This is a genomic window from Xanthomonas arboricola pv. juglandis (assembly GCF_001013475.1).
Classification (GTDB): Bacteria; Pseudomonadota; Gammaproteobacteria; order Xanthomonadales; family Xanthomonadaceae; genus Xanthomonas; species Xanthomonas arboricola.
In genome coordinates, this window is sequence record NZ_JZEF01000003.1 from 304,825 (window position 1) to 330,780 (window position 25,956).

Below are 25,956 nucleotides of genomic sequence, written 5' to 3' on the forward strand. Positions count from 1 at the left end.
CTGTTCCATCCAGGCGCCCCGTTCACCGAGAATGTCGCATCCTGAGTGCCTGTCATCGTGTCGTTTCCCATGCCTGCAAAATCCCGTTCCGCACGCCTGACCCACCTGGACGATTCCGGACTGCCCACGATGGTGGATGTCTCGGACAAGGCGGTCACCGCGCGCAGCGCCACCGCGCAAAGCCGGGTGCGTTTTCCGGCTGCCGTCGCCGCACAGTTGCGCGCCAATGGCTTGCGCAGCGCCAAGGGCGGCATCGTGGAGACCGCGGTGATCGCCGGCACCATGGCGGTCAAACGCACGCACGAGTTGATTCCGTTCTGCCACCCGTTGCCGATCGATGCGTGCCGGTTCGAGATTGACTGGGCGGGCGGGCAGCTGCTGGACATCCGTTGCACGGTGCGCTGCGTGCATCGCACCGGTGTGGAAATGGAAGCGCTCACCGGCGCCAGCGTGGCGGCCCTGACGGTCTACGACATGTGCAAGGCGTTGTCGCACAGCATGAGCATCGGCCCGACCAGGTTGGTGTCCAAGCGTGGTGGCAAGCGCGATATCGGAGCAAACCAATGAGCACGACAGTGACGGTGCTGTATTTCGCCAGCCTGCGTGAGGCAGCGGGCATTGCCAGCGAGCAGGTGCACTCGCAGGCGCAGGACCTGCGCGCGCTCTATGCCGAACTCGATACGCGCCATGGCCTGCGCTGGACGCCGGCGCAGCTGCGCGTGGCGGTGGATGGCGCGTTCGCGCGCTGGGAGGACGGCGTGCGCGATGGCAGTGAAATCGTGTTTATTCCGCCGGTGTCGGGAGGTTGAGCATGAGCGAGCAGACTTCCGCCCTCTTTGCGCTTTCCGACGTGCCATTGCCGGTCGACAGCTTGCGCGCTGCGCTGGAACACCCGCATGCCGGCGCGTTTGCCAGTTTCGAAGGCTGGGTACGCAATCACAATGAGGGCCGCAGCGTGGCCGGGCTGCGCTACGAGGCCTACGCCGCGCTGGCGCAGGCCGAAGGCCAGCGCGTGCTCGACGAGGCAATGAGTCGGTTTGCCGTCGTCAACGCCTACTGCGTGCACCGCGTGGGCGAGCTGCGCATCGGCGACATGGCAGTGTGGGTCGGCGTCAGTGCGGCACATCGCGGCGCCGCATTCGATGCCTGCCGCTTCATCATCGACGAGGTCAAGGCACGCGTGCCGATCTGGAAGCACGAGCATTACCTGGAAGGCGATGCCGGCTGGCTGCATCCGGAATCGCAGACGCAGTAGTGCGCTCGCAGGTCACGCGCTGCGGGAACATCAAAAGATCAGGTTGGTGTTCCGCCGGTTGAGCGCGCCGGAAAGCGCCTGACGCTGCGCATATTTCCGAGCCATCGCCGCGGCCGGTGCAAATCACTGGCCAGCTTTGGGCATGGCTGCAAAGTGCCGAGTCGCAGTGGCGGCTGCACACCGTCTGCATTGCGCGCCGAGTGCGTGCGGCATCTGTCGATGCGCTATCAGTCTGGGGTTGGGGTGGTGTCCCCGCCGGTTGACCTCGGCGCCCGCATCAATCGATACCGTTGCTGCCTTCCGGCCCTGGCGGGATTTTCGATCTAGCGTCGCGAGGGACCGACGGGGCCACCATAAGACGTGGGTCACTGGCGTGACCCTGGATCCATGCAAACGCATTGCAGGATCATGAAACTGGCGGAGAGAGGGGGATTCGAACCCCCGAAGCGCGGTTTAGACGCTTACACACTTTCCAGGCGTGCTCCTTCAACCACTCGGACACCTCTCCGTACCTGCCGTGCGACCGGGTCGTCGGCAGGAGCGGGATTCTAGCCGCCGCGGGCGCCATTAACAAGGTAAAGGATCTGCCAGTCCGGCATGACGGCGCCAGCGCAGGTGTCTAGCCGGCCACCGACGCTGTTTGTCAGTCCTCCGGTGGGTGGCAACGCCGGGGGCACCACGGCCGCTGAACGAACCCCTTGACGCGCCATGGCACAATATCGGTTCAGAGGAAGCTGGTTGCCCGATGTCTTATCTTGTTCTCGCCCGCAAGTGGCGCCCGAAGCGTTTTGCCGAACTCGTAGGCCAGGAACACGTGGTCCGCGCGCTCAGTAACGCGCTCGACAGTGGGCGTGTGCACCACGCATTCCTGTTCACCGGCACCCGCGGCGTGGGCAAGACCACGATTGCGCGCATTTTCGCCAAATCGCTGAACTGCGAGACCGGCACCAGTGCCGATCCGTGCGGCCAGTGCCCGGCCTGCCTGGATATCGACGCCGGCCGCTATATCGACCTGCTGGAAATCGACGCCGCGTCCAATACCGGCGTGGACGATGTGCGCGAGGTGATCGAGAACGCCCAGTACATGCCCTCGCGCGGCAAGTTCAAGGTCTATCTGATCGACGAAGTGCACATGCTCTCCAAGGCCGCGTTCAATGCGCTGCTGAAGACGCTGGAAGAGCCGCCCGAGCATGTGAAGTTCCTGCTGGCCACCACCGACCCGCAGAAGCTGCCGGTGACCGTGCTGTCGCGCTGCCTGCAGTTCAACCTCAAGCGGCTGGACGAGGACCAGATCCAGGGCCAGATGACCCGGATCCTGGCCGCCGAGCAGATCGAATCGGATCCATCGGCGATCGTGCAGCTGTCCAAGGCCGCAGACGGTTCGCTGCGCGACGGCCTGTCGCTGCTCGACCAAGCCATTGCCTATGCCGGCGGCGCGCTGCGCGAGGACGTGGTGCGCACCATGCTCGGCACGGTCGATCGCACCCAGGTCGGCGCGATGCTGCAGTCGCTGGCCGACGGCGATGGCGCGCGCCTGATGCAGGTGGTCGCCGCGCTGGCCGAATTCTCGCCCGACTGGAGTGGCGTGCTGGAGGCGCTGGCCGAGGCCTTGCACCGCATCCAGGTGCAGCAGTTGGTGCCGTCGGTGGCATTCGTCGGCGATGGCATCGACCCGACTGCCTATGCCGCGCAGCTGCGGCCGGAAGTGGTGCAGCTGTGGTACCAGATGGCGCTCAACGGCCGTCGCGATCTGTATCTGGCGCCGAGTCCGCGCGCCGGTTTCGAGATGGCGGTGCTGCGCATGCTCGCCTTCCGCCCAGCGGCGGCAGTGCCGGCTGGCGGCAGCGACGATGGACGTGGTGCCAGCGCGGGCGGTCATGCGCGTTCTGCGGCAATTGGCGTGCAGGCCGCCACACCGGTGGCAGCCGCACCAGCACCCGCAGCGGTGACGAAACCGGCCGACCTGGAGGCCGCTCCTGCTGCCGTGGCTGCGGTCGCCGCACCGGCGCCAGTCGCTGCTGCGCCCGCGCCTGTCGTGGTGCTGCCCGCTGCGCAAGCGTCGACCGATAGCCGCCCATCGACAGCTCCCACGCGCAGCGACGACACGCCGCCCTGGGCAATGGACGATGCGCCGGTGCGCGCCAACGCTGCCCCCGTCGCTGCGGCGACGCCCGTGCTGGCGCCGGAAGCGGCAATGGCGCCACCCACAGCAGCCGCTGCGACGTTGCCGGCTGCGGTCGCGCCCGAAGCTGCGGTGGCAGTTGCCGCAGCGGCTGGGGTACCTGCATCTGCAGCGGCGGTGGTATCGATGCCATCGGTTGCCGCACCCTCCGTATCGGCACCGGAACCGACAACCGATCCATCGCCCCTGCTCGACAACGGCCACATCGCCGACGCCGAGCAGTGGCTGGATCTGGTCACCCGCAGCGGCTTGAACGGTCCCTCGCGACAGCTCGCCGCCAATGCCGCCTTCATCGGCCATCGCGACGGCGTGCTGCGCCTGGCGCTGGCGCCGGGCTTCGAATATCTCAATTCCGAGCGTTCCATCGCCAACCTTGCGCAGGCACTCGCGCCCGAGTTGGGAAATACGCCGCGCATCGTCATCGAGACCGGCAACGCCGATGTCGAGACCCTGCACGAGCGGGCCAGCCGCCAGAAAGGCGAGCGCCAGAGCGCGGCCGAAACAGCGTTCATGAACGACCCGAACGTGCAGCAGCTGATTCAGCAGCAAGGCGCGCGGGTCGTCCCCGATTCCATCCGCCCTTACGACGAGTAACGACACATGCGTGGGAACATTGCCCAATTGATGCAGCAGGCGCAGAAGATGCAGGAAAACCTGCAGCGCGCCCAGGAAGAGCTGGCCAAGCTGGAAGTCACCGGCACCGCCGGCGGCGGCATGGTCAGCGTGACGCTGACCGGCGCCAAGGAGTGCCGCAAGGTCCGCATCGACCCGAGCATCCTCTCCGACCAGGAAATGGCCGAGGACCTGATCGCCGCCGCCTTCAACGACGCCTCCAACAAGATCGACGCCGAATCCAAGGACCGGATGGGCTCGGCCACTGCCGGCATGCAGCTGCCGCCGGGCATGAAGTTGCCGTTCTGAGCGAGGGGATTCGGGAGTCGGGATTGGGGATTGGCTGGAAGCGAGATCCGCTTCTGCATTTGCGAATCCCAAATCTCCAATTCCCAATCCCGGCCACCCAATGTCCTCTCTTCTCGAACAACTGATCGAGGCCTTCCGGGTATTGCCGGGTGTGGGCCAGAAATCGGCCCAGCGCATGGCCTACCACGTGCTCGAACGCGAGCGCGAGGGTGGCCGCCGCCTGGCTGCGGCGCTGGCCAATGCGGTGGAAAAGGTCGGCCATTGCGTGCAATGCCGCGACTTCACCGAGGCGGAGATCTGCGCGATCTGTGCCAGCAGCAGCCGCGACCGGCAGCAGCTGTGCGTGGTGGAATCGCCGGCCGATCGCCTGGCGATCGAACATGCCACCGGCTACCGTGGGCTGTACTTCATCCTGCAGGGCCGGCTGTCGCCGCTGGACGGCATCGGCCCGCGCGAGCTGGGCCTGGACCGGCTCGGCGAGCGTCTGGCCACCGGTGAGGTCACCGAAATGATCATCGCCACCAATGCCACCGTGGAAGGCGAGGCAACCGCGCATTACCTGGCGCAGCTTGCCCGCCAGCATGCGGTGCGCCCGAGCCGGCTCGCGCAGGGCATGCCGTTGGGCGGCGAGCTGGAATACGTCGATCGCGGCACCTTGTCGCATGCCTTCGGCACCCGGGGTGAGGTGCTTTGAGGGCGGGGAATCGGGATTGGGGAATCGAGAATTGGAGAAGCGAAAAGCAGTGGCGCGCGCGGTAAGCTCTTGCGATTCCCCACTCCCGACTCCCGATTCCCCACCCATGACCGACACCATCTTCGGCAAGATCATTCGTCGCGAAATTCCGGCCAACATCGTCTATGAAGACGACGAGGTGCTGGGCTTTCAGGACATCGCACCGCAGGCGCCGGTGCATGTGCTGTTCATTCCCAAGCAGCATGCCATTCCCACGCTGGACGACGTGCCGCCGGAGCAGGCGTTGTTGGTGGGCAGGCTCGCACTCGCTGCAGCGTCGTATGCACGGGAGCAGGGGCTGGCACAGGACGGCTATCGCATCGTGATGAACTGCCGCGAGCATGCCGGCCAGACAGTGTTCCATATCCATCTGCATCTGCTGGCCGGTGCGCCGCTGGGACGGTTCGGCACGCCCTGACCTGGTTGCTTGATCGAGCGCGTCAGCGCCTGTTTGAGCCGCCGTATCGCATAAACAAAAACGCCGCTCCCTGCGAGCGGCGTTTTTGCGTGTCACTGACTCAGCGGTCGATTACCACCAGCCGCGGCCCCAGCCCCAGCCACCGCCCCAGCGCGGACCCCACGGGTCGCCCCACGGGCCGTACGGATAGGCCGGCACCACATCCACCTCGCGCACGACCGGCCATAGGTAGACCACGTCGGCATTCACCTTGGGCAACTTGTAGTCGTACTCGCCGATCTTGGTGGTTTCGTAGCCTTCGATCTTGCCGATGAAGGTCACTTCGCGGCCGGGCTCGAACACGGCCGGGTCGTAGAAGCCCGAGCGGCAAGTCAGGAAGCGGCCATCGCTGGCGTCCACGGCGTTGCGGTCCGGACGGCCACTGGCATTGAGCGGACGCGAGATCAGCTCGAAACAGGTCTGGCCCTGCCCGGGCTTGGTCTGGATGATCTTGCCGCCCCAGCGCACCGACGTGCCGACCTGGGCGCTGGCGGTGGAATCGCTCGGACTGACCGTAGGGAACTGACCCTGCAGCGGCTTGGGCGCGGTGGCGCAGGCGGCGAGCCCGAGCGCGGCGACAATGGGAAGAAGAAAGCGGGTACTCATGAGGAAGCTCCGGTTCGCGGGCGATGCTGCTGCAGATCTTTGAGGAGTGAGGCGCTGTCCGAATCAGCGCCAGCGTAGCGCGCGGCAGCGAAACGTTGGCTGAGTGCCAACAATGCCGGATTCGGGTGTGAACGGGCGACACGTTGCGCCCAGGCGATGGCCGGTTCGTGCGGTTCGCGGGCCAGGCCGAGCTTGTCGTAGCGGCGGCCCAGGCGATGCCAGGCGCGCAGCAGCGGGTCGCGTTCACGCTCGCCGCGCGCCAGCAGCCAACCCATCCACGCCAGCGCGCTGACCGCAAACACGCCGAAGATGGCGGCCAGCTGTGAGCTGTCCAGGCGATCGATGCCGAAGGGTTGCAGCAGCCGCTGCTGGCGGTCGGCATCGAAGGACAGCACCAGATCGTTCCAGCCGCGGCGCAGCAGGTCGCTGACCTGGCCCAGGCTGGCCCACATGCCGAGCTGGGCAAAATTGTTGCCCGCGCCGACCTGCACGCGGTCTTCCAGCGTGTCGTAGATGCGCTCCGGCGCCACCGCCGCGGTGGGGTCCACCCGCACCCAGCCGCGCCCGGCCAGCCAGACTTCGGTCCAGGCATGCGCATCCATGCGCCGCACCACCCAGTAATTGCCGAAGCCGTTGTAGGTGCCGCCGGCATACCCGGTGACCACGCGCGCGGGGATGCCGGCCGCTCGCATCAGCACCACGAACGAAGAGCTGAAGTGCTCGCAGAACCCGGCCTTCTGCTGAAACAGGAATTCGTCGACGCTGTTGCGGCCGAGCAGGGGGGTATCCAGGGTGTAGGCGAAGTCGCGGGTGATCCACTGCAGCGCGCGCTGCACCACGGCATCGTCGTTGCTGCCGGCTTCCGCGCGCCATTGCCGTGCCAGCGCGAGCGTACGTGGATTGAAGCCCGGCGGCAGGGCGAGGGCGCGCTTGCGCAACTGGTCGGGTAGGTCGGTGTCGAAGCGTGCCGGTGGCGCCGATTGCAGCTCCCAGCGGGTCAACGCACTCAATGGCCGCTGCGCGAACAGTTCGTAGTCGGGTGACAGCTCGGCATTGGCCACCGCCTGCGTGGGCAGGTCCAGCGACACCAGCTGGCGACGATCGGTGGGCTCGTAGTCCAGGCGATAGCGATAGCGCTGCGGCCCGGCGGTGACCGAGGCGGGTTGGCCGCGGCCGGTCCAGCGCGCGCGCTGCCAGGTCCGGCCATCGAAGTCCCACATCACCGGCCCGCGCCAGTAGCGTTGCTGCGGCGGTGGCGCGTTGCCGGTGAACTGCACGCGCAGCGCCGGGCTGTCGTCGGCCATCAGGTCGATCCATTCGCCCGGCGACATGTTGTCCGACAGGCCCGGCCGCGACAGCGCGCGCTCGGGCACGCCCCACAGCGGCGAGCTCAGACGCGGCAGCAGCCAGAACGTGGCCAGGGCCAGCGGCACGCCGATGGCGACCAGCTTGCCGATGCCGCGCAACTGCATCCGCAGCGCAGGCGTGGCGGTACGGTGTTCCTCGTCGGCCAGCCGCTGCATGCTCAGCAGCGCGCTCACTACCGCCAGCAGCGCCAGCCCCATCGTCGCCGGCCCCTGGTCGAGCAGAAACGCCGCAAACGGGGCGAACAACGCAAAGCCGAGCAGGCTGCGCGCATCGCGCAAGGTGCGCAGCTCGGAGGCCTTGATCGCCAGCATCGCGGCCAGCACCGCGCAGCCGGTGTCGCGGCCGAAGCGCATGCCGATCTGCCAGTACACCGCGCCCAGCATCGCCACCACCAGCAACAGCCGCACCGGTGCCATCACGGTGCCGCGCCAGCTCAGCACGCCGACCAGCACGGCGGCCACGGCAACGGTGCCGGCGAGCAGGCCGGGCAGCTGCAACAGCAACGGCGCCAGTGCCAGCCAGCTGGTGACCAGCACCCAGGCGCGGCTGGCCTGGGTGATCGGGACGGACGGCTCAGTCATGGGGAAGCAGGGCCAGGGCGCGCAGACACAGGTGATGGTGGGCCGGACCTTGCGCAGGCCCAAGCGGCGGTTGGCCTGGCAACAACAAGCGGTAGCGCCGCCCGTCGCGCTCGGCCAGGTTGACCCAGCGGGCAAGCCGCGCGATGCGGCGCTCGTACGGCAGCGCATTGAGCGTGCGCCAGTCCAGCGTGACTTCGATGCCCAGCGGCTGCTCGTACTCGCGCACCAGCAGGCTGTCGCGGCGTGCCGAGTGCTTCCAGGAAATCGTGCGTGGCGCATCGCCGGCGCGATACGGGCGCAGTTGGTGCAGCTCCTCGCCTTGCGGGTGCAGGCGGGTCTGGTTGGGCGAACCGGCGCCCTCGGGCAATGCCGGCCCTTGTTCCTCGGGCCTGGGATAGGCCAGCAGCGGTGTCTCCGGCCAGACCCACGACCAGGCGCGCACCAGCCCCAGCGGCTGGGTGCTGGACAGGCGGATGCGTTCGATGTCCTGCCAGCCGCGCCGTTCGGTGGGCACCGCCAGGTCGACCTCGGCCATGTCGTGCTCGAGCAACGCACAGAAGCCGCTGCTGTCCAGGTGATCCAGGCGCAGCCCACGCCGTGCGCGGCTGTCGCGACGTGCCAGCGACACCCGCATGCGCAACGGTTCGCCGGCGACCACCGGTTCGGCCGACACCGCCTCGACGCGCAGTGCCGACAACTGCAGGTGCGCCATGATGCTGCTGGCAATCCCGGCAGTGGCCAGCAACAGCGCCAGCAGCAGGGCCGGGTTGTTGTTGTAGTTCAATGCGCCCAGCAGCATCGCCAGCAGCAAGGCGGTGACGAACAGCCCGAAGCGCGTCGGCAGCACGTAGATGCGCCGCCGATCCAGCACGATCGGCAAGGCCTCCGCGCCCCGCGGGCGTGCCAGCAGGCTGAGTCGGCGGCCAATGCCGCGCACGTGCGCACGCACCTGGGTCAGTCCACCGGCACGCTGTGCAGCAGCGCCTTGGCCAATGCCGGCCCGGACGAGGATTCGGCCTCCGGCACCAGCCGGTGCCCGGCCACCGCCACGAACAACGCCTGCACGTCTTCCGGCAGCACGTGCTCGCGGCCGAGCAGCAGCGCGTAGGCCTTGGCCGCGCGCAGCAGCGCGATGCCGGCACGCGGCGACAGCCCCACGCGCACTCCTGCGTGCTGGCGGCTGCGCAGCAGCAAGGCCTGCACATAGCCGATCAGCGCATCGCTGGTATGGATCTGGCCCACCACCGTGCGCAGTGCCACCACGTCGGCGTCGCTGAGCTGGGGTGCGGCCTGGGCGATCAGCTCGCGCCGATCCACGCCCGACAGCAACGCGCGCTCGGCGTCGGCGCTGGGGTAGCCCAGGCTGAGCCGCAGCAGGAAGCGATCCAGTTGCGAATCCGGTAGCGGAAAGGTGCCGGACAGATCGACCGGGTTCTGCGTGGCGATCACGAAGAACGGCTCCGGCAACGCATGGGTGACGCCGTCGAGCGTGACCTGCTGTTCGGCCATGGCCTCCAGCAGCGAGCTTTGCGTACGCGGCGGGGCGCGATTGATTTCGTCGGCCAGCAGCACGTTGGTGAACACCGGGCCGGGATGGAACTGGAACTGGCGCGAGGCGGCGTCGTAGACCGACACGCCCAGCACGTCTGCCGGCAGTAGGTCGGAGGTGAACTGCACGCGCTGGAAGCCCAGCCCCAGGCTGGAGGCCATTGCGTGGGCGAGGGTGGTCTTGCCCAGGCCGGGCAGGTCTTCGATCAGCAGATGTCCGCCGGACAGCAGTGCCACGAACGCCAGGCGCACTTCCTGCGCCTTGCCCAGCAGCAGTGAATTGACCTGGTCTTGTGCGCGCCGCAGCGATTGGCGCAGCGCATCGGTTAGCATTTCCGTGGAACGCAGCGGTGTCGACATCACAATTCCGTAGGTGGAAGAAGAGTGCACAGGGCAATGCAAGGGGACCAACGCGCACATCGCACCTTCGTGATCCTGTGGACACTGGCGACGGCCGTCAAGCTGTTGATCGCCGCGCGGCTGCCGCTGTTCGTCGACGAGGCGTTCTACTGGCAGGAAGGCCAGCATCTGGCCGCCGCGTATTCGGATCTGCCGGGCATGACCGCCTGGCTGGCGCGGCTGGGCGTGGAACTGGGCGGGCATCATCTGCTGGCGCTGCGCCTGCCGTTTCTGGCCATTGCCGCGCTGATTCCCTGGTTGATCGCGCATATCGCCACGCGCTGGTTCGGCTCCACGCTGGGCTGGCAGGCCGGCAGCCTGACCCTGCTGATGCCGTTGTCGGCCACGCTCGGCATCCTGGCGGTGCCGGATGTGCCGATGGCGCTGGCGGCGGTGCTGTGCATGGATGCCGGCGCGCGGCTGCTGCGCGAGGTCGATGCCACCAGTGCGCTCGAGCTCGCCATCGGCCTGGTGATCGGCGCGCTCAGTCATTACCGCTTTGCCGGGGTGATCGGGGTGGGCTGCATCGCGCTGCTGTGCATTCCGCAGGGGCGCGCGGTCATGCGCGACCCGCGCATCTGGATGGCGCTGACGGTGGGCGCGGTGAGCTGGCTGCCGCTGTTGTTCTGGAATACCGAGCATGACGAGGCCGGGCTGCGCTTCCAGCTGGTCGACCGGCATCCCTGGCGCTTTCAGATCACCGGGCTGTGGTTCTTGCTGATACAGGCGGTGCTGGTGACCCCGCTGCTGGCCTGGGCGATGCTCAAGGTCGGCCTGGCCGGCACGCGCGCCGGTGGCGGTTCGCGTGCGCAGTGGCGGTATTTCGGCCTGCTGGGCGGGATTTCGACCGTGGCGATCTTCGTGCTCGGCTTCTTCAGCGATGCCGAGCGGATCAGCTTCCACTGGCCGCTGCCGGGCTACCTGGCCTTGCTGGTGGCGGTGCCGGTGATCCTGATGCGTTGGCCGCATACGCTGCGTCGCGCGGCCTGGGCGATTGCGCTGCTCGGCACCCTGGGTGCGTACGGCTATTACCTGGCCGTGTCGGTGCCCTCGATTCGCGCGTATGCGGCCGGCGAAAAATACTATCCGCGCAACTTTGCCGGGTGGAAGGACCTGGCGCGCGCGGTCGAGCTCCGGCTCGCGCAGATGCCGCCTGGCACGCGCGTGCTGGCGGAAAACTTCAAGGTCGGTGCCGAGCTGGGCTTTCAACTGCACGATGCCAACGTGGAAGTGCTGCGCGCGGAGTTGAACGACAAGCACGGGCGCAGTGCCCAGCTGCAGCAGTGGGGGCTGCTCAGCGATGGCACGCGCGCCGGGCCGCGGCTGCTGGTGCTCTCGCCCAGCGATCAGCGCTACCGCGACCTGTTGAAGCGCTACCACGACATCTGCGAGATGGTCGGGCCGCTGCCGCCGCCTACCGTGGTGTCCACCGATCACGGTTACCAGCGCTTCCTGCTGTTCGCGCTGCCGGCGCAACGCCAGCCCGGGCCGTGCATCGCTCCGGCGATGGCCTGGATCGACACGCCGCTGCCGGACGTGCGCGTGGCCGGGCAGGTGCAGGTGGGCGGCTGGGCATTCAAGGACGGCGTCGGGCTGTCGCAGGTGGAGCTGCTGCTGGACGGGCGCCCGGTCGCGCAGGCCGAGTACGGCACGCCACTGGATGTGCGCCCGTACTGGAAGATCTCCACCGACCCGCAGCACCCCAACGTCGGTTTCAACGCCACCTTCGACACGCATGCGCTGCCGCCGGGCACGTATTGGCTGGGACTACGCCTGCATGGCCACGACGGCAGCGTCGAGGACTGGTGGGAACAGCCCATCACCGTTTCCGCACCTTAGATCACGCAATGACCGACGCCATGACTGTTGTCCCTCCCGTGCCTGTGCCCGGGATCCGAATCGCCGTGCTGGTGCCCTGCCATAACGAGGCGGCGACGGTCGCCTCGGTGGTCGCTGCGTTTGCTGCTGCCTTGCCGGGCGCGGCAATCCATGTGCTGGACAACAATTCCAGCGATGCCACCGCGACGATCGCCGCGGCGGCCGGCGCGCAGGTGTGCCGCGTGGCGCTGCAGGGCAAGGGCAATGTGGTGCGGCGTGGATTTGCCGATGTGGAAGCGGACATCTATGTGCTGGTCGATGGCGATGCCACGTACGACGCGGCCGCCGCACCGGCGCTGGTGCGCAAGCTGATCGACGAAGGCCTGGACATGGTGGTCGGCGCGCGCCGCGATCAGCAGCAGGCCGCGTATCGACCCGGTCATCGCGTCGGCAACGTGTTGCTGACGCGGTGCGCGGGGCTGCTGTTCGGCCGCAGTTTCGACGACATGCTGTCCGGCTATCGGGTGTTCTCGCGGCGCTACGTCAAATCCTTCGCTGCGCATGCGCAGGGATTCGAAACCGAAACCGAACTGGCCGTGCACGCATTGCAGCTGCGCATGCCGGTGGCCGAGGTCGAAACCGCCTACGGTGTGCGCCCGGAGGGCTCGCAAAGCAAGTTGAATACCTGGCGCGATGGCTGGCGCATCCTCACCACCATCGCCAAGTTATTCAAGGCCGAGCGGCCGTTGTTGTTCTTCTCCATCGGCTTTGTGCTTAGCGCCACATTGTCGATCGTGCTGGCGATTCCGTTGTTCGAAACCTATTTCCAGACCGGGCTGGTGCCGCGGTTTCCCACGGCGATCCTGTGCGTGGCGCTGATGCTGCTGGGTTTCCTGTTGCTGGCGTGCGGGCTGATCCTGGATACGGTCACGCGCGGACGCGTCGAGGCCAAGCATCTGGCGTATCTGGCCGAGCCGGGCGTCGCTACTGTTGTCGCTGCACGTGCACCTGGAGCCGCCCGCTGATGGCAGCCATCGCGACATCGACGCCGGTTGCCCGGCGGCAGCGGCTGTTGGGTTGGGCCGATCGCCATTTCGGCTTTCATTCGCCACGCCAGATCGCCGCGGCGGTGACGGCGGTCGTGCTGCTGGGTGCGCTGCTGTCACTTGGGCTGGGCCAGGACGCCAACTGGGACCTGCGCAACTACCACCTCTATATCGGCGATGCCTGGGCGCACGACCGGCTGGGCGTGGATCTGGCGCCGGCGCAGATGCAGAGTTACTTCAGCCCATTGCTCGATGTCCTGCATGCCTGGCTGATGCTGCAGCTTCCCGGGCCGGTGGCCGGGCTGCTGCTGGGCGGCTTGCATGCGCTGGTGTTCGTTCCGGTGGCGGCAGTGGCATGGCGCGTATTGGCGGGGCAAGCGCGGCGCGCGCAATGGGCGCCGCTGCTTGCAGTGGCCGGCATGTGCAGCGCGGTGTTTCTGTCCGGGCTTGGCGGCACCATGGGCGATACGGCTAGCGCGATCCCGGTGCTGGCCGCGCTGGCGCTGGTGTTGTCGGCGCAGGCGCGGGCGCGGCAGGGCACGCATGCCGTGCATCGATGGGCCATTGCCGGCGCACTGATCGGCCTGGCCGTCTCGCTCAAGCTCACCAATGCGCTCTACGCGTTGGCGCTGGTGCCGGCGGTCCTGTGCGATGGTGGGCGGCTGCGCTCCCGCGTGCTGGGTCTTGGCGTGCTTTCCGGCGTTGCGGCGCTGGTGTTGGTGCTGATGGCCGGGCCCTGGTATTGGCAGGTCTGGCAACACCTGGGCAATCCGCTGTTTCCGCAGTTCAACGGAGTCTTCAAATCGCCGCTGGCGCAGCCGGTGTCGATCGCCGATGTGCGGTGGTTGCCGCGCAATCTCGGCGAGCAACTGATCTGGCCGCTGCTGTTTACCTTCAAGCCGCAGCGCATCGGCGATCTTGGTCTGGTGCAGGCCGGTTGGGCGGTGCTGTATGCGGTGACCCTGGTCGCTGTAGGACGCAGCGTGCTGCGCCGGCCCGTACGACAGGTCGGGCTGGATCGCTCGGCCGTGGTCCTGCTGGTGTTCTTCGGCGTTGCGTACGCGCTGTGGCAGGCCATTTTCAGCATCCATCGCTATCTGGTGGTGCTGGAGCTGCTTGCGCCGTTGTTGCTCTGGATCGTGTGCCGGCATGCATTTGCCACACACGCCGATCGCAAGGCGGCCTGGTTGATCGGGCTATGCGCCCTGGTCGCGGTGGTCGGGTGGAAGGATTGGGGGCATGAAGCCTGGGCCCACGACAGCTTCCAGGTGCAGCAACCGGCGATGGGCGAACCTGCCGCCTCCACGGTGTTGCTGGTCGGCGACGAGCCGCAGTCCTGGCGGGCGCCGCTGCTTCCGCGGCAGGCGCGTTACATCGGTGTGGCGACGAATATTGCCGAGACCGACCAGTACCGGCAGCGCGTGCGCACGTTGATTGCCGAGCGGCCGCAGCTCTACGCCATGTTGGGCGCGGCGCGCGACAAGCAGCAGTTGCGGATCGACCGGATGAATCGCTGGGCGCAGCAGCTGGGGTGGAGCGTGCAACCGCAATGCACACGCCTGCGCTGGTTGATCGCACATGGTCTGCGTGCCGAACTGGATGCATCGCAGCCGGGCCGCTGCGTACTCCACGTTGCCAAGGGCAGGGCGCTGGACATCGCCGCCGCCGACCATGCCGTGCGCGAGGCCGCGCAGCAGCGCCTGGCCGCGTACGGGCTGACGCTGGACCCTGCGCGCTGCCGCACGCTGTCCTCGCGCGTGGGGCAGGCCGATTATCCGTATCAGTTCTGTGAGTTGACTCGGCCCGATTAGGGCTGCGTGCCTGGGTGCAGGGATTGGGGATTGGGGAGTTTTGCTCGTGCCCGATCTTTTCCGTGCGTGCGCGGCCTTCACTCCTGGCCGCACGGCAATTCTTACGGAATCTCGAACCCCGCCTGCCGCAGCAGCCGTGCCAGCGCGATCAGCGGCAGACCGACCAGGGCAGTGGGGTCCTGCGAGCGAATGGCGTCGAACAGGCTGATCCCGAAGCCCTCGCACTTGAAGCTGCCAGCGCAATCCAGCGCTGGCTCGGCGGCCAGGTAGCGGTCGATCCCGGCGGGCGTCAGCGGGCGCAGCTGCACCTCGGTCAGGTCCAGCGCGTGCGCGGTGCGGCCAGGGCCGACCAGGCTCACTGCCGTATGGAAGCGCACCACGCGGCCGGACATCGCGGTCAGCTGCGCATGCGCCCGTTCCAGCGTGCCCGGTTTGCCCAGGGCCAGGCCATCCAGGTCGGCGACCTGGTCCGAACCGATCACCCAGGCGTCGGGCGCCTGCGCAGCCACCGCTGCCGCCTTTTCGGCAGCCAGCCGGCTGGCCAGCGCGTCCGGGCGCTCCCCAGGCTGCGCCTGCTCGTCGACCTCCGGCCGGGCGGTGCTGAAGTCCAGGCGCAGCCGGCCGAGCAACTCGCGCCGATAGACAGAGGTGGAGGCAAGAATCAGGCGTGGCATCATGGGGTGCTGCACAGGACGGGCAGGGGAGTCTGCCAGCCTTGGCGCCTTGCGAGGCGCGTGAATAGGGGTATTTGACAGGGCGTCGGCGGATCTTTAACATTCTGCGGCTTATGTCCGCGAACGTACCCGAAATGCTGGATGCTTGGCGGATGGTCGCAGCGCGCAGGCGCTTCGATGGCCGCATCCCGCTCTCTGCGATGACCCGCCTGCAAGGGAGCTTGGTCGATACCGAGGGCGAGTGTGTCTATTCGCTCCAGTTCGATCATGACGACCTGCTGAAGGTCGCCTATGTCGAACTCAGTGTCGATGTCGAGCTTCCGCTGGCATGCCAGCGTAGCCTGCAGCGTTTTCTGTATCCGGTGCAAATCAGACAGCGTCTTGGTTTGATCCGTGACGAAGCCGACGAAGCTGCGTTGCCGGCCGAGTACGAGGCCTTGCTGGTGCCGGAAGATGGCATGCTGCGGGCCGCGGATCTGGTCGAGGACGAACTGGTCCTGTCGATACCAGTGGTGCCGATGGCGCCGGGCAGCGAGGCCGTCGAGGCCGAGTGGGTTCCGACCCAGGAAGAGCAAGACAAGGCCAGTCCGTTCGCGGCGCTGGCAGCGTTCAAAAAACAGTAACCGCCGCTGTGAAGGGCGGAAAGACAGGTCGGCGCGGGCGTGAAGCGTCCTGTTCGACTCGACAGACAAGTTATCGAACTTAAGTTGGAGCAATCCCATGGCTGTGCAGAAATCCCGAGTTACCCCGTCGCGTCGCGGCCAGCGTCGTTCGCACGATGCCCTGACCGCCAAGCAGCTGTCGACCGATCCGACCAGCGGCGAGATCCATCTGCGCCACCACATCACCGCTGACGGTTACTACCGCGGCAAGAAGGTGATTGCGACCAAGTCGTCGGCCGTCCAAGAAGATTGATTCGTGGCACCCGGCGCGTTCGACGCTGCCGGGTGACCCTCGCTTCTTCCGGAGCCGCCGATCACCGCGGCTCTTGCAACAGGGAACAGTATGAGCAAGCGGATCTATTCCAGAATCGCGGGCACGGGTAGCTATTTGCCCGAAAAGGTGTTGACCAACGACGACATGTCCAAGATCGTCGACACCAGCGATGAATGGATCTTCTCGCGCACTGGTATCCGTGAGCGTCACATCGTCGCCGACGACCAGACCACCAGCGACCTGGCGTATTTCGCCTCGCTGAAGGCGATGGAAGCGGCCGGCGTCACCGCCGACCAGCTCGACCTGATCGTTGTCGGTACCACCACCCCGGACCTGATCTTCCCGTCCACTGCCTGCCTGTTGCAGGCGCGGCTGGGCAACGTCGGGTGCGGCGCGATGGACGTCAACGCCGCCTGCTCGGGCTTTGTCTACGCGCTCAGCGTGGCCGACAAGTTCGTGCGCAGCGGCGATGCCAAGACCGTGCTGGTGGTGGGCGCCGAAACCCTGACCCGCATCGTCGACTGGACCGACCGCACCACCTGCGTGCTGTTCGGCGATGGCGCTGGCGCGGTCGTGCTCAAGGCCGACGAAGACACCGGCATCCTCAGCACCCATCTGCACGCCGATGGCAGCAAGAAAGAGCTGCTGTGGGATCCGGTCGGCGTGTCGGTGGGCTTCGGTGAAGGCAAGAACGGCGGTGGCGCGTTGCTGATGAAGGGCAACGACGTGTTCAAGTACGCGGTCAAGGCGCTGGATTCGGTGGTCGACGAGACCCTGGCCGCCAATGGCTACGACAAGCACGACCTGGACTGGCTGATCCCGCACCAGGCCAACCTGCGCATCATCGAAGCCACCGCCAAGCGGCTGGATCTGCCGATGGAGCAGGTCGTCGTCACCGTGGATCGCCACGGCAATACCTCCTCGGCCTCGGTGCCGCTGGCACTGGACGAAGCGGTACGCTCCGGCCGCGTGCAGCGGGGTCAATTGCTGCTGCTGGAAGCGTTCGGTGGTGGATTTACCTGGGGCTCGGCGCTGCTGCGCTACTGAGTTCCGCAGGCAGCGCCGCGTCCGCCGGCGATGCCTGACAGCGTCAGGGACGGACCCGTTATGGCAGAACCCATCGTCATCGCCGGACAGCGCGTCTGGCTGAAGCAGTACCGCCGCGACAGCCGGGCGGTCTCGCTCGGAGCACTCAACTTCGTCGCCCGCCGCTGGGGCCTGGACGCCTTGCGTCCACCGCCGCACCGTGGCGGCGATGCCGCGCGCGATCTGGAAGCGCGCCGGCTCGGCGAACTGCAGGCGCAAGCGGTGAATGTGCCGCGCGTGGTCGGTTGCGGGCAGGCAGCCCTGGTGCTCAGCGACAACGGCCGCTCCTTTGCCAGCTGCCTGCGCGAGGCCGACGCGCCCGAGCGCGACCGCCTGATCGCGCTGGCAGTGGCCGCCATTGCTGCTGCCCATCGCGATGGCGCGTACTTCGGCCAGCCGCTTCCGCGCAACATGACCTTCGACGGGCAGGCGGTCGGCTTCATCGATTTCGAAGAAGATCCGCTGGAAGTGATGGACCTGGCGCAGGCCCAGGCGCGCGACTGGCTGGTGTTCGGCTACGGCGTGGCCAAGTACTACCGTGGCCGCCGCGAGGTGCTGCAGCGGTTGATGACGGGCGCCTTCGATGCGGCCGGCCCGGCGGTGGCGGCGCATGCGCATGTGGTGACTGGGCGCCTGCAGCGGTTTGCGCAGCTCACCGGTCGCCTGGGGCGCTCGGCCGGGGCGCTGGCGCGCGCCATTTTAGCCATTCACGCGGCGACCTCCCTGGCCGTGGTGCTGGTGCTGGTGATGTGCGTGGACTGGCTCGCCGATGGCGAAATGGACCTGCTCAACGCCTTGCTGTAAGTGTGCCGGCGGTCGCGCCGGACGGGCCTTGCATACGCGGCAGTACAGACGCCGGGGCGATTTCGCACGTATCATCCCGGCTCGATTTTTGTAGGCAGCAACGCGTGACCGAATCCACTCTCGCCTTCGTGTTCCCCGGCCAGGGCTCGCAGTCCCTGGGCATGCTGGCCGAACTGTCCGAGCTGCACCCGCAGATCCGCGAAACATTTGCCGAAGCCTCCGATGGCGCCGGCGTCGACCTGTGGGCCCTGTCCCAGGGCGGCCCGGAAGAGATGCTCAACCGCACCGAATATACCCAGCCGGCCCTGCTGGCCGCGGGTGTGGCGGTCTGGCGGCTGTGGAATGCGCAGCGCGGGCAGCGCCCGGCGGTCCTGGCCGGGCACAGCCTGGGCGAATACACCGCGCTGGTCGCTGCCGGCGCGCTGTCGCTGCACGACGGTGCGCACCTGGTGCGGCTGCGCGGCCAGTTCATGCAGGCCGCCGCGCCGGCCGGTGTCGGTGCGATGGCGGCGGTGCTGGGTGCCGAGGATGCGCTGGTGCTGGAGGTCTGTGCCGAGGCGGCCGGCAGCCAGGTAGTGGTGCCGGCCAATTTCAACTCGCCCGGTCAGATCGTGATCGGCGGCGATGCGGCGGCGGTGGATCGCGCGCTGGCCCTGCTGGCCGAGCGCGGCGTGCGCAAGGCGGTCAAGCTGGCGGTGAGCGTGCCCTCGCATACCCCGTTGATGCGCGATGCCGCCAACCAGCTCGCCGAAGCAATGGCCGGACTGAGCTGGCACGCCCCGCAGATTCCGGTGGTGCAAAACGTCGATGCACGCGTGCACACCGGCAGCGATGCGATCCGCCAGGCGCTGGCCGAGCAGCTGTACCTGCCGGTGCAGTGGACCGGCTGCGTGCAGGCGCTGGCCGCCCAGGGCATCACCCGGGTCGCCGAATGCGGCCCCGGCAAGGTGCTGAGCGGGCTGATCAAGCGCATCGACAAGAGCCTGGACGCCCGTCCGCTGGCCACGCCTGCCGATTACGCCGGCGCGCTCGAGGCGTGGACGCACTGATTCGACGTACCTGCCGGCGCTGCCGGCAGCCCTCATCGTTCGCGGCTGCGGTCGCGGGCTCCCCACTCGAGGAACAGCATTCATGAGCAAGCCTCTGCAGGGCGAGATCGCCCTCGTCACCGGTGCCAGTCGCGGCATCGGCGCGGCCATCGCCGACACGCTGGCCGCCCAGGGCGCCACCGTGATCGGCACCGCGACCTCGGCCTCCGGCGCTGCGGCGATCGGCGCGCGCCTGGCTGCCCAGGGCGGCCACGGCCGTGAGCTCAACGTCACTGACGCTGCTGCGGTCGATGGCCTGATCGATGCGATCGGCAAGGAGTTCGGCGCGATCTCGATCCTGGTCAACAATGCCGGCATCACCCGCGACAACCTGTTGATGCGGATGAAGGACGACGACTGGCAGGCGATCATCGACACCAACCTGACCAGCGTGTTCCGCACCTCCAAGGCGGTGATGCGCGGCATGATGAAGGCGCGCAAGGGCCGCATCGTCAACATCGCCTCGGTGGTGGGCGTGACCGGCAACCCCGGCCAGACCAACTACGCCGCGGCCAAGGCCGGCATCATCGCGTTCTCCAAGTCGCTGGCCAAGGAAATCGGCTCGCGCGGGGTCACCGTGAATGTGGTGGCGCCCGGCTTCATCGATACCGACATGACCAAGGCGCTGCCGGAGGAGGCCAAGGCCGCCCTGCTGCAGCAGATCGCGCTCGGGCATCTGGGCGCGCCGGAAGACATCGCCAACGCGGTGGCATTCCTGGCCGGCCCGAGCGCCGGTTACATCACCGGTGAGACCCTGCACGTCAACGGCGGCATGTACATGCCGTGAGCGTGCGGCGCCGGGAGGCGCTAAGTGGCTGATCGGCCGGGACTTGTGATGCAATGCAAGGCTCGGTCGCTTCCACTACACTATCCAACGCGGCCATCGCAGCCCGATGGCGTTTTTTTCGTACCACCACTACTCCATCTGGAGCGATATCCCCAATGAGCACCATCGAAGAACGCGTCAAGAAAATCGTCGTCGAACAACTCGGCGTCAAGGAAGAGGAAGTCACCACCAGCGCATCGTTCGTCGATGACCTGGGTGCCGACTCGCTGGACACCGTCGAGCTGGTGATGGCGCTGGAAGAAGAGTTCGAGTGCGAGATCCCGGACGAAGAGGCTGAGAAGATCACCTCGGTCCAGCAGGCGATCGACTACGTCAAGGCTCACGTCAAGAGCTGATGCGTTGTTCCTGACCGCGGTGGCGTGCGTCAAGCCGCTGCTGCGTCAGACATTCCATGGGGCCGCTGATGCGGCCCTGTGTTTTTCAAGCGTCATCCGCAAACCGCAAGCACCGTCCGTTCCGTGGTGAGGAGATCTGCAATGAGTCGTCGTGTTGTCGTTACCGGCATGGGCATGGTGTCGCCGCTAGGCAATGATCTGGCCACCAGCTGGGATGGAATCATCCACGGGCGCTCAGGCATCGGCCCGATCACGCAGATCGATGCCTCGCAGTTCACCACCAAGATCGCCGGCGAGATCAAGAATTTCGACCCCACGCTTTTTGTGTCCGCCAAGGACGTCAAGAAGATGGATTCGTTCATCCATTACGGTGTCGGCGCCTCGTTCATGGCGCTGGACGATTCCGGCCTGGAAATCGACGAAAGCAATGCCGAACGCGTTGGCGCCATTCTCGGCTCCGGCATCGGCGGGCTGCTCGGTATCGAAGAGCAGACCATCAAATTCCATGAGGGCGGCGCGCGCAAGATTTCGCCGTTCTATGTGCCCAGCACCATCATCAACATGCTGCCGGGCCAGGTCAGCCTGATCAAGGGCCTGAAAGGCCCGACCTTCTCGGCCGTGTCGGCCTGCGCCACCTCCAACCATTCGATCGGCACCGCGATGCGCATGATCCAGCACGGCGACGCCGATGTGATGCTGGCCGGCGGCGCCGAGCGCGGCTCCTCGCCGAGTTCGGTGGGCGGCTTCTGCGCGATGAAGGCCATGTCCACCCGCAACGACGACCCGACCGGCGCCTCGCGTCCGTGGGACAAGCAGCGCGACGGCTTCGTGCTGGGCGACGGTGCCGGCGTGCTGGTGCTGGAAGAGTACGAACACGCCAAGGCGCGTGGCGCGCGCATCTATGCAGAACTGGTCGGCTTCGGCGCCAGCTCCGACGCCTTCCACATGACTGCACCCAGCGAAGACGGCGAGGGCGCGGCGCGCAGCATGGCCGCGGCGATGCGCGATGCCAAGCTCAATCCCGAGCAGATCGGCTACCTCAACGCGCACGGCACCTCCACGCCGCTGGGCGATCTGGCCGAAACCCTGGCGATGAAGCGCGCGCTGGGCGACCACGCCTACAAGACCATGGTCAGCTCGACCAAGTCGATGACCGGCCACCTGCTCGGCGCGGCCGGCGGCGTGGAGGCGATCTTCTCGGTGATGGCGCTGCATACCGGCATCATTCCGCCAACCATCAATCTGGAAGAGCCCAGCGAAGGCTGCGACCTGGATTACGTGCCGAACGTGGCGCGCGAGGTGCAGGTGGATGCGGTGATGTCCAATGGCTTCGGCTTTGGCGGCACCAACGGCACGCTGGTGTTCAAGCGCGTCTGACGTCCCGGCGTTGGTGTACCGCGAACAATGCTTCGCGGTACACGCCGCACCCAGGTTACGGCGATCGGGCAGGGCGCGTGTACGCGGCCGAACGTCGCTCCGCGAGCTGATCCTTCTCTTCATGTGTGCCCTGCCTCTCTCGCAGGGCGGCGCCTCTTAGCACCCCACGCCCAACCGGCCGATGACGCTCACCAGACCCCTGCACGCCGACATCGACCTGCTGGCGCTGCATCGGCTGGCGCCGCAGCGGTATCCGGCACTGCTCGAATCCACCGCCTCCGGCAACGCGCACGGTCGCTGGGATGTGCTGCTGCTTGCAGACGGCGCACGCCTGCGGCTGGATGCCGATGGGCGCACGCGCGACGGCGATGGACGCGTGCTGGACGGCGGCTTTCTGCAGGCACTGGATGCGGCCTGGCAGGCCGAGCGCGTGCCGCACGATGCGACCAGCCCCTGGCCGTTTCGCGGCGGCTGGGCGGTATTGCTGGATTACGAACTGGCCGCGCAGGTCGAACCGATTCTGCAGCTGCCCACGCGCAGCGATGGCCTGCCGAGTGCACTGGCCTTGCGCGCGCCTGCCGCGGTGCTGCGCGACCGGGTGCAAGGCCGCTGCATCGCGCTGGCCGAGCCGGGCCGCGAGGATCTGCTGACCCGCATCGTCGAGGACATCGCCGCCTGCGCCGCGCTGCCGCCGTTGCCCGGCTGGGTCGGGCCGCTGGCTGTCGATGAGGACGCGCCGGAGCGCTTCACCGAAGCAGTGGAGCGCGTGCTCGATTATCTGCGCGCAGGCGATGTGTTCCAGGCCAATATCTCGCGCGCCTGGCATGCGAGGTTCGCCGCGGCGGTCGATCCGGCGGCGTTGCATGCGCGCCTGCGCGCGGCCAATCCCGCCCCGTTTGCCGGCCTGTTCGTCGCGGCAGGACGCGCGGTGGTGAGTTCCTCGCCGGAGCGGCTGGTGTCGGTGCAGGGCGATGTGGTGCAGACGCGCCCGATCGCCGGTACCCGCGCGCGCTTTGCCGGCGACGACGATGCCGCACGCATCCGCGAGCTGGTCGGCCATCCGAAGGAGCGCGCCGAGCACGTCATGCTGATCGACCTGGAACGCAACGACCTGGGACGCATCTGCGCGCCCGGCACGGTGGAGGTGGACGAGCTGATGGGCGTGGAAAGCTACGCGCACGTGCACCACATCGTCAGCAATGTACGCGGCCGTCTGCGCGCCGACGTCACTCCGGGCGAGGCGATCGCCGCGGTGTTTCCCGGCGGCACCATCACCGGTTGCCCGAAGGTGCGCTGCATGCAGATCATCGCCGAGCTCGAACGCACCGCGCGGGGCGCCTATACCGGCGCATTCGGCTGGCTCAATCGCGACGGCGACATGGATCTGAATATCCTGATCCGCACCGCCGAGGTGGCCGGGGAGCAGGTGCATTTCCGCACCGGCGCCGGGATCGTGGTGGATTCGGACCCGCAGCGCGAACTGGACGAGACCCGCGCCAAGGCGCGCGGCGTGCTGCGCGCCTTCGACCAGGCATGAGCGCTTCAACGGGACATCACCGGCGCGCGGTATCCTGCGCGGCGCTGGGGCAATGACGAGGTGCGTGTGGCGGTGACTGGCAAACGTGGATGTCTGGCCGTGCTGGGCACGGCCCTGTTGCTCGTGGCGCTGCTGGCGATTGCGGGGCTGGTGGCGTGGCGGCATTACCTGCACTTTGCCGACACACCGGTGAGCGCGAGCGCGCCCAGCGTGGTGATCGCGCCCGGCGATTCGCTCAAGGCCACGTTGCGCAAGTTGCGCGCCGCCGGCGTGGCGCAGGGCACCGATCTGGAATGGCAGTTGCTCGCGCGCCAGGTCGATGCGGCCGGCAAACTCAAGGTGGGCGAATACGCGCTGGCGCCGGCGCTGTCACCGCGCGAGCTGCTCGAACGCATGCGCCAGGGCCGGGTGATCCAGTACCGCTTTACCATCGTGGAAGGCTGGAATTTCCGCCAGCTGCGCGCCGCGATCGCCACCGCCACGCCGCTGCAGCAATCCATCGCTGCGCTGGACGATGCGGCGTTGATGGCGCGGCTGGGGTTCGCCAACCAGCACCCGGAAGGACGCTTCCTGCCGGAAACCTATCTCTACCAGCGCGGCGACAGCGATCTGGACGTGCTCAAGCGTGCCCACCTGGCCATGGACAAGGCCTTGGCGCAGGCCTGGGAGCAGCGCGCGCCCGATCTGCCGCTCGGCTCGCCGGAACAGGCGTTGATCCTGGCCTCGATCATCGAAAAGGAAACCGCGCTGGGCTCTGAGCGTCCGCTGATTGCCGGCGTGTTCCTGCGCCGCCTGCAGCTGGGCATGAAGCTGCAGACCGACCCCACCGTGATCTACGGCATCGGCAGCAGCTACGACGGCAATATCCGTCGCCGCGACCTGACCACCGATACGCCGTACAACACCTACACACGTACCGGCCTGACCCCGACGCCGATCGCCATGCCCGGCCGTGAGGCCTTGCTGGCGGCGGTGCGTCCGGCGCCGGGGAATGCCCTGTACTTCGTGGCGGTCGGCGATGGCACCGGCGCGCATGCGTTCTCGGCCACCCTGGCCGAACACAATGCCGCGGTGGCGCGTTACCTGCAGCGCCGTCGCCTGCCGCAACCGGAGCCCACTCCATGACCACTGCGTTTTCACCCTGGCAGCAGCGCGCCTACGACCAGACGCTGGCGGCACTGGACGCCGGCCGGCTCGGGCACGGCCTGCTGATCTGCGGGCCGGATGGCCTGGGCAAGCGTGCGGTGGCCCTGGCGCTGGCCGAGCACGTGCTGGCCAGCTCGCCGGACCCGGCGCTGGCGCAGCGCAGCCGGCAGCTGATCGCCGCCGGAACTCACCCGGACCTGCAGCTGATCTCGTTCATTCCCAACCGCACCGGCGACAAACTGCGCACCGAGATCGTGATCGAGCAGGTGCGCGAGATTTCGCAAAAGCTCTCGTTGACCCCGCAGTACGGCATCGCCCAGATCGTGATCGTCGACCCGGCCGATGCGATCAATCGCGCTGCCTGTAACGCGCTGCTCAAGACGCTGGAAGAACCCTCGCCGGGGCGCTACCTGTGGCTGATCAGCGCGCAGCCGGCACGCTTGCCGGCGACCATCCGCAGCCGCTGCCAGCGGCTGGAATTCAAGCTGCCGCCCGCGCACGAGGCGCTGGCCTGGCTGCTGTCGCAGGGCGTCGACGAGCGGGCTGCGCAGGAAGCGCTGGACGCCGCGCGCGGTCATCCGGGGCTTGCGGCGCAGTGGCTGCGCGAGGATGGCCTGGCGGTGCGGCGCGCGGTGGCGCAGGACCTGGAACAGATCGCCGCCGGGCGCGCCGGCGCAGTGGAGGTTGCGCAGCGCTGGACCAACGACGGCCAGGCCGACCAACGGCTGCGCCACGCGGCGGACCTTGCGCTGGCACAGGCATCGGCCGGCTTGACCGATCCATCGCGGTTGCACAAGCTGGCGACCTGGTTCGACGCCGCCAATCGCACCCGCGACCTGCTGCGCACCACCGTCCGCGCCGATCTGGCGGTGACGGAATTGTTGCTGGCCTGGCGCGAGGGAGAGCGTCCGGCACGTTCTAGGGGAACTCGATGAGTGCAATGAATGCACGCCAGGGCATTTTGTCGCTGGCGTTGAAGGACAAGCCGGCGCTCTACAGTGCCTACATGCCGTTCGTGAAAGGTGGCGGCATCTTCGTGCCCACGCCCAAGCGCTACATGCTCGGCGACGAAGTCTTCCTGCTGCTGACCCTGCCGGACTCCAGCGAACGCCTGCCGGTTGCCGGCAAGGTCATCTGGACCACCCCGGCCGGTGCGCAGGGCAACCGCGCCGCCGGCATCGGCGTGCAGTTCCCGGACGGCCAGGAAGGCGAGAGCGTGCGCAACAAGATCGAGACGCTGCTGGCGGGATTGACGACCTCCGACAAGCCGACGCACACGATGTGATGCGGCGCGCTGCGGTCGCGCGCGTGATCGCCGTTGTCTGGCGCGGGGCATCGACGGGCGTATCGGGCATCTGACGGCGCCGAATCGACTGCCACAGCGTCGCGCCAGGGAGTCAT

At 67.6% G+C, this 25,956-nt stretch carries 27 protein-coding genes, 1 tRNA gene and 1 other RNA gene; 22 read left to right on the forward strand and 7 right to left on the reverse strand.

Features of this window, described 5'->3' with window-relative positions; translation table 11 throughout:
- The first annotated feature begins 69 nt into the window (after positions 1–69).
- Genes moaC through XARJCFBP2528_RS12170 form a run of 3 tightly spaced genes read left to right on the forward strand, consistent with a single transcriptional unit; the run spans position 70 to position 1,255 of the window.
- Positions 70–567 carry a cyclic pyranopterin monophosphate synthase MoaC gene (gene moaC, locus XARJCFBP2528_RS12160; protein WP_026064330.1) on the forward strand — a complete coding sequence of 166 codons (498 nt, stop codon included), beginning with the start codon at positions 70–72 and terminating at the stop codon, positions 565–567.
- Entirely contained in the window at positions 564–809 is a 246-nt protein-coding gene (locus XARJCFBP2528_RS12165; RefSeq protein ID WP_016902532.1) for a MoaD/ThiS family protein, read from the forward strand. The genes moaC and XARJCFBP2528_RS12165 overlap by 4 nt, the downstream gene beginning before the upstream one ends.
- Positions 806–1,255, forward strand: a complete 450-nt coding sequence (locus XARJCFBP2528_RS12170; protein ID WP_026064329.1) for a molybdenum cofactor biosynthesis protein MoaE — start codon at positions 806–808, stop codon at positions 1,253–1,255. The genes XARJCFBP2528_RS12165 and XARJCFBP2528_RS12170 overlap by 4 nt, the downstream gene beginning before the upstream one ends.
- Positions 1,256–1,504: 249 nt before the next feature.
- Here XARJCFBP2528_RS12170 and ffs read toward each other — a convergent pair.
- Positions 1,505–1,601, reverse strand: an RNA gene (ffs, locus tag XARJCFBP2528_RS22500) — signal recognition particle sRNA small type.
- A gap of 69 nt (positions 1,602–1,670) precedes the next feature.
- Positions 1,671–1,763: transfer RNA gene (locus XARJCFBP2528_RS12175), tRNA-Ser, on the reverse strand.
- 237 nt (positions 1,764–2,000) lie between these two features.
- Between XARJCFBP2528_RS12175 and dnaX the strand changes: the two genes are divergently transcribed.
- The 4 genes from dnaX to XARJCFBP2528_RS12195 all read left to right on the forward strand — a co-directional run bounded on the left by dnaX (position 2,001) and on the right by XARJCFBP2528_RS12195 (position 5,509).
- Positions 2,001–4,031 (forward strand): DNA polymerase III subunit gamma/tau, encoded by a 2,031-nt coding sequence (gene dnaX, locus XARJCFBP2528_RS12180; protein ID WP_016902530.1) that lies wholly within the window; start codon positions 2,001–2,003, stop codon positions 4,029–4,031.
- A gap of 6 nt (positions 4,032–4,037) precedes the next feature.
- A complete protein-coding gene (locus XARJCFBP2528_RS12185; protein ID WP_005913896.1) occupies positions 4,038–4,358 on the forward strand; it encodes a YbaB/EbfC family nucleoid-associated protein in 321 nt (106 codons plus the stop codon).
- A 100-nt stretch (positions 4,359–4,458) separates the two neighbouring features.
- Positions 4,459–5,052, forward strand: a complete 594-nt coding sequence (gene recR, locus XARJCFBP2528_RS12190; RefSeq protein WP_016902529.1) for a recombination mediator RecR — start codon at positions 4,459–4,461, stop codon at positions 5,050–5,052.
- A gap of 106 nt (positions 5,053–5,158) precedes the next feature.
- A complete protein-coding gene (locus XARJCFBP2528_RS12195) occupies positions 5,159–5,509 on the forward strand; it encodes a histidine triad nucleotide-binding protein (protein ID WP_016902528.1) in 351 nt (116 codons plus the stop codon).
- A gap of 111 nt (positions 5,510–5,620) precedes the next feature.
- Here the strand turns inward: XARJCFBP2528_RS12195 and XARJCFBP2528_RS12200 are convergent, their stop codons facing one another.
- From XARJCFBP2528_RS12200 to XARJCFBP2528_RS12215, 4 genes are read right to left on the reverse strand one after another with little or no spacing between them, the layout of a single operon-like run.
- Positions 5,621–6,154 carry a Slp family lipoprotein gene (locus tag XARJCFBP2528_RS12200; RefSeq protein WP_047124741.1) on the reverse strand — a complete coding sequence of 178 codons (534 nt, stop codon included), beginning with the start codon at positions 6,152–6,154 and terminating at the stop codon, positions 5,621–5,623.
- Positions 6,151–8,103 carry a transglutaminase TgpA family protein gene (locus tag XARJCFBP2528_RS12205; RefSeq protein WP_016902526.1) on the reverse strand — a complete coding sequence of 651 codons (1,953 nt, stop codon included), beginning with the start codon at positions 8,101–8,103 and terminating at the stop codon, positions 6,151–6,153. Before XARJCFBP2528_RS12205 ends, XARJCFBP2528_RS12200 begins: the two co-directional genes overlap by 4 nt.
- The gene (locus XARJCFBP2528_RS12210; RefSeq protein WP_016902525.1) at positions 8,096–9,052 is read right to left on the reverse strand and encodes a DUF58 domain-containing protein; all 957 of its coding nucleotides are present in this window, start codon (positions 9,050–9,052) and stop codon (positions 8,096–8,098) included. The genes XARJCFBP2528_RS12205 and XARJCFBP2528_RS12210 overlap by 8 nt, the downstream gene beginning before the upstream one ends.
- Positions 9,053–9,057: 5 nt before the next feature.
- Complete coding sequence (locus XARJCFBP2528_RS12215) at positions 9,058–10,011, reverse strand: AAA family ATPase (RefSeq protein ID WP_016902524.1); 954 nt, start codon at positions 10,009–10,011, stop codon at positions 9,058–9,060.
- 36 nt (positions 10,012–10,047) lie between these two features.
- Between XARJCFBP2528_RS12215 and XARJCFBP2528_RS12220 the strand changes: the two genes are divergently transcribed.
- The 3 genes from XARJCFBP2528_RS12220 to XARJCFBP2528_RS12230 are packed head-to-tail and all read left to right on the forward strand — an operon-like array spanning position 10,048 to position 14,725.
- Positions 10,048–11,889: a glycosyltransferase family 39 protein gene (locus XARJCFBP2528_RS12220; RefSeq protein WP_016902523.1), complete on the forward strand. Its 1,842-nt coding sequence runs from the start codon at positions 10,048–10,050 to the stop codon at positions 11,887–11,889.
- A gap of 8 nt (positions 11,890–11,897) precedes the next feature.
- Positions 11,898–12,893, forward strand: coding sequence for a glycosyltransferase (locus tag XARJCFBP2528_RS12225; RefSeq protein WP_087962302.1), 996 nt, complete (start codon positions 11,898–11,900; stop codon positions 12,891–12,893).
- Positions 12,893–14,725, forward strand: coding sequence for a membrane protein (locus tag XARJCFBP2528_RS12230; protein WP_016902521.1), 1,833 nt, complete (start codon positions 12,893–12,895; stop codon positions 14,723–14,725). The genes XARJCFBP2528_RS12225 and XARJCFBP2528_RS12230 overlap by 1 nt, the downstream gene beginning before the upstream one ends.
- Before the next feature lie 101 nt (positions 14,726–14,826).
- Here the strand turns inward: XARJCFBP2528_RS12230 and XARJCFBP2528_RS12235 are convergent, their stop codons facing one another.
- On the reverse strand, positions 14,827–15,402 hold the full coding sequence (locus XARJCFBP2528_RS12235; RefSeq protein WP_016902520.1) for a Maf family protein: 576 nt from the start codon (positions 15,400–15,402) through the stop codon (positions 14,827–14,829).
- Between the two features lie 110 nt (positions 15,403–15,512).
- On the opposite strand from XARJCFBP2528_RS12235, the gene XARJCFBP2528_RS12240 reads away from it, so the two are divergent.
- The 12 genes from XARJCFBP2528_RS12240 (at position 15,513) to XARJCFBP2528_RS12295 (ending at position 25,840) form a co-directional block, all read left to right on the forward strand.
- Positions 15,513–16,022, forward strand: a complete 510-nt coding sequence (locus XARJCFBP2528_RS12240) for a YceD family protein (protein ID WP_024938451.1) — start codon at positions 15,513–15,515, stop codon at positions 16,020–16,022.
- Between the two features lie 97 nt (positions 16,023–16,119).
- Complete coding sequence (gene rpmF, locus XARJCFBP2528_RS12245; RefSeq protein ID WP_003483870.1) at positions 16,120–16,314, forward strand: 50S ribosomal protein L32; 195 nt, start codon at positions 16,120–16,122, stop codon at positions 16,312–16,314.
- A gap of 90 nt (positions 16,315–16,404) precedes the next feature.
- Positions 16,405–17,382 carry a beta-ketoacyl-ACP synthase III gene (locus tag XARJCFBP2528_RS12250; protein ID WP_026064327.1) on the forward strand — a complete coding sequence of 326 codons (978 nt, stop codon included), beginning with the start codon at positions 16,405–16,407 and terminating at the stop codon, positions 17,380–17,382.
- Positions 17,383–17,442: 60 nt separating this feature from the next.
- Positions 17,443–18,225, forward strand: coding sequence for a BUD32 family EKC/KEOPS complex subunit (locus tag XARJCFBP2528_RS12255; RefSeq protein ID WP_016902517.1), 783 nt, complete (start codon positions 17,443–17,445; stop codon positions 18,223–18,225).
- Positions 18,226–18,329: 104 nt separating this feature from the next.
- On the forward strand, positions 18,330–19,274 hold the full coding sequence (fabD, locus tag XARJCFBP2528_RS12260; protein ID WP_016902516.1) for an ACP S-malonyltransferase: 945 nt from the start codon (positions 18,330–18,332) through the stop codon (positions 19,272–19,274).
- Positions 19,275–19,356: 82 nt separating this feature from the next.
- Positions 19,357–20,100: a 3-oxoacyl-ACP reductase FabG gene (gene fabG / locus XARJCFBP2528_RS12265; RefSeq protein WP_016902515.1), complete on the forward strand. Its 744-nt coding sequence runs from the start codon at positions 19,357–19,359 to the stop codon at positions 20,098–20,100.
- Between the two features lie 155 nt (positions 20,101–20,255).
- Complete coding sequence (acpP, locus tag XARJCFBP2528_RS12270; RefSeq protein ID WP_002814322.1) at positions 20,256–20,495, forward strand: acyl carrier protein; 240 nt, start codon at positions 20,256–20,258, stop codon at positions 20,493–20,495.
- A 141-nt stretch (positions 20,496–20,636) separates the two neighbouring features.
- On the forward strand, positions 20,637–21,872 hold the full coding sequence (gene fabF, locus XARJCFBP2528_RS12275; protein WP_024938455.1) for a beta-ketoacyl-ACP synthase II: 1,236 nt from the start codon (positions 20,637–20,639) through the stop codon (positions 21,870–21,872).
- A 181-nt stretch (positions 21,873–22,053) separates the two neighbouring features.
- Positions 22,054–23,409: an aminodeoxychorismate synthase component I gene (locus XARJCFBP2528_RS12280; RefSeq protein ID WP_016902513.1), complete on the forward strand. Its 1,356-nt coding sequence runs from the start codon at positions 22,054–22,056 to the stop codon at positions 23,407–23,409.
- A 60-nt stretch (positions 23,410–23,469) separates the two neighbouring features.
- Positions 23,470–24,534 carry an endolytic transglycosylase MltG gene (mltG, locus tag XARJCFBP2528_RS12285; protein WP_047124742.1) on the forward strand — a complete coding sequence of 355 codons (1,065 nt, stop codon included), beginning with the start codon at positions 23,470–23,472 and terminating at the stop codon, positions 24,532–24,534.
- Positions 24,531–25,490, forward strand: a complete 960-nt coding sequence (locus tag XARJCFBP2528_RS12290; protein WP_016903128.1) for a DNA polymerase III subunit delta' — start codon at positions 24,531–24,533, stop codon at positions 25,488–25,490. Before mltG ends, XARJCFBP2528_RS12290 begins: the two co-directional genes overlap by 4 nt.
- Positions 25,487–25,840: a PilZ domain-containing protein gene (locus XARJCFBP2528_RS12295; protein ID WP_026064467.1), complete on the forward strand. Its 354-nt coding sequence runs from the start codon at positions 25,487–25,489 to the stop codon at positions 25,838–25,840. Before XARJCFBP2528_RS12290 ends, XARJCFBP2528_RS12295 begins: the two co-directional genes overlap by 4 nt.
- Positions 25,841–25,956 lie beyond the last annotated feature (116 nt).

Bases quoted from the DNA above. Each gene is read 5' to 3' on its own strand.
- moaC (WP_026064330.1), top strand. From the start codon at position 70: ATGCCTGCAAAATCCCGTTCCGCACGCCTGACCCACCTGGACGATTCC.
- XARJCFBP2528_RS12165 (WP_016902532.1), top strand. From the start codon at position 564: ATGAGCACGACAGTGACGGTGCTGTATTTCGCCAGCCTGCGTGAGGCA.
- dnaX (WP_016902530.1), top strand. From the start codon at position 2,001: ATGTCTTATCTTGTTCTCGCCCGCAAGTGGCGCCCGAAGCGTTTTGCC.
- XARJCFBP2528_RS12185 (WP_005913896.1), top strand. From the start codon at position 4,038: ATGCGTGGGAACATTGCCCAATTGATGCAGCAGGCGCAGAAGATGCAG.
- recR (WP_016902529.1), top strand. From the start codon at position 4,459: ATGTCCTCTCTTCTCGAACAACTGATCGAGGCCTTCCGGGTATTGCCG.
- XARJCFBP2528_RS12195 (WP_016902528.1), top strand. From the start codon at position 5,159: ATGACCGACACCATCTTCGGCAAGATCATTCGTCGCGAAATTCCGGCC.
- XARJCFBP2528_RS12200 (WP_047124741.1), bottom strand. From the start codon at position 6,154: ATGAGTACCCGCTTTCTTCTTCCCATTGTCGCCGCGCTCGGGCTCGCC.
- XARJCFBP2528_RS12205 (WP_016902526.1), bottom strand. From the start codon at position 8,103: ATGACTGAGCCGTCCGTCCCGATCACCCAGGCCAGCCGCGCCTGGGTG.
- XARJCFBP2528_RS12215 (WP_016902524.1), bottom strand. From the start codon at position 10,011: ATGTCGACACCGCTGCGTTCCACGGAAATGCTAACCGATGCGCTGCGC.
- XARJCFBP2528_RS12220 (WP_016902523.1), top strand. From the start codon at position 10,048: ATGCAAGGGGACCAACGCGCACATCGCACCTTCGTGATCCTGTGGACA.
- XARJCFBP2528_RS12225 (WP_087962302.1), top strand. From the start codon at position 11,898: ATGACCGACGCCATGACTGTTGTCCCTCCCGTGCCTGTGCCCGGGATC.
- XARJCFBP2528_RS12230 (WP_016902521.1), top strand. From the start codon at position 12,893: ATGGCAGCCATCGCGACATCGACGCCGGTTGCCCGGCGGCAGCGGCTG.
- XARJCFBP2528_RS12235 (WP_016902520.1), bottom strand. From the start codon at position 15,402: ATGATGCCACGCCTGATTCTTGCCTCCACCTCTGTCTATCGGCGCGAG.
- XARJCFBP2528_RS12240 (WP_024938451.1), top strand. From the start codon at position 15,513: ATGTCCGCGAACGTACCCGAAATGCTGGATGCTTGGCGGATGGTCGCA.
- rpmF (WP_003483870.1), top strand. From the start codon at position 16,120: ATGGCTGTGCAGAAATCCCGAGTTACCCCGTCGCGTCGCGGCCAGCGT.
- XARJCFBP2528_RS12250 (WP_026064327.1), top strand. From the start codon at position 16,405: ATGAGCAAGCGGATCTATTCCAGAATCGCGGGCACGGGTAGCTATTTG.
- XARJCFBP2528_RS12255 (WP_016902517.1), top strand. From the start codon at position 17,443: ATGGCAGAACCCATCGTCATCGCCGGACAGCGCGTCTGGCTGAAGCAG.
- fabG (WP_016902515.1), top strand. From the start codon at position 19,357: ATGAGCAAGCCTCTGCAGGGCGAGATCGCCCTCGTCACCGGTGCCAGT.
- acpP (WP_002814322.1), top strand. From the start codon at position 20,256: ATGAGCACCATCGAAGAACGCGTCAAGAAAATCGTCGTCGAACAACTC.
- fabF (WP_024938455.1), top strand. From the start codon at position 20,637: ATGAGTCGTCGTGTTGTCGTTACCGGCATGGGCATGGTGTCGCCGCTA.
- XARJCFBP2528_RS12280 (WP_016902513.1), top strand. From the start codon at position 22,054: ATGACGCTCACCAGACCCCTGCACGCCGACATCGACCTGCTGGCGCTG.
- XARJCFBP2528_RS12290 (WP_016903128.1), top strand. From the start codon at position 24,531: ATGACCACTGCGTTTTCACCCTGGCAGCAGCGCGCCTACGACCAGACG.
- XARJCFBP2528_RS12295 (WP_026064467.1), top strand. From the start codon at position 25,487: ATGAGTGCAATGAATGCACGCCAGGGCATTTTGTCGCTGGCGTTGAAG.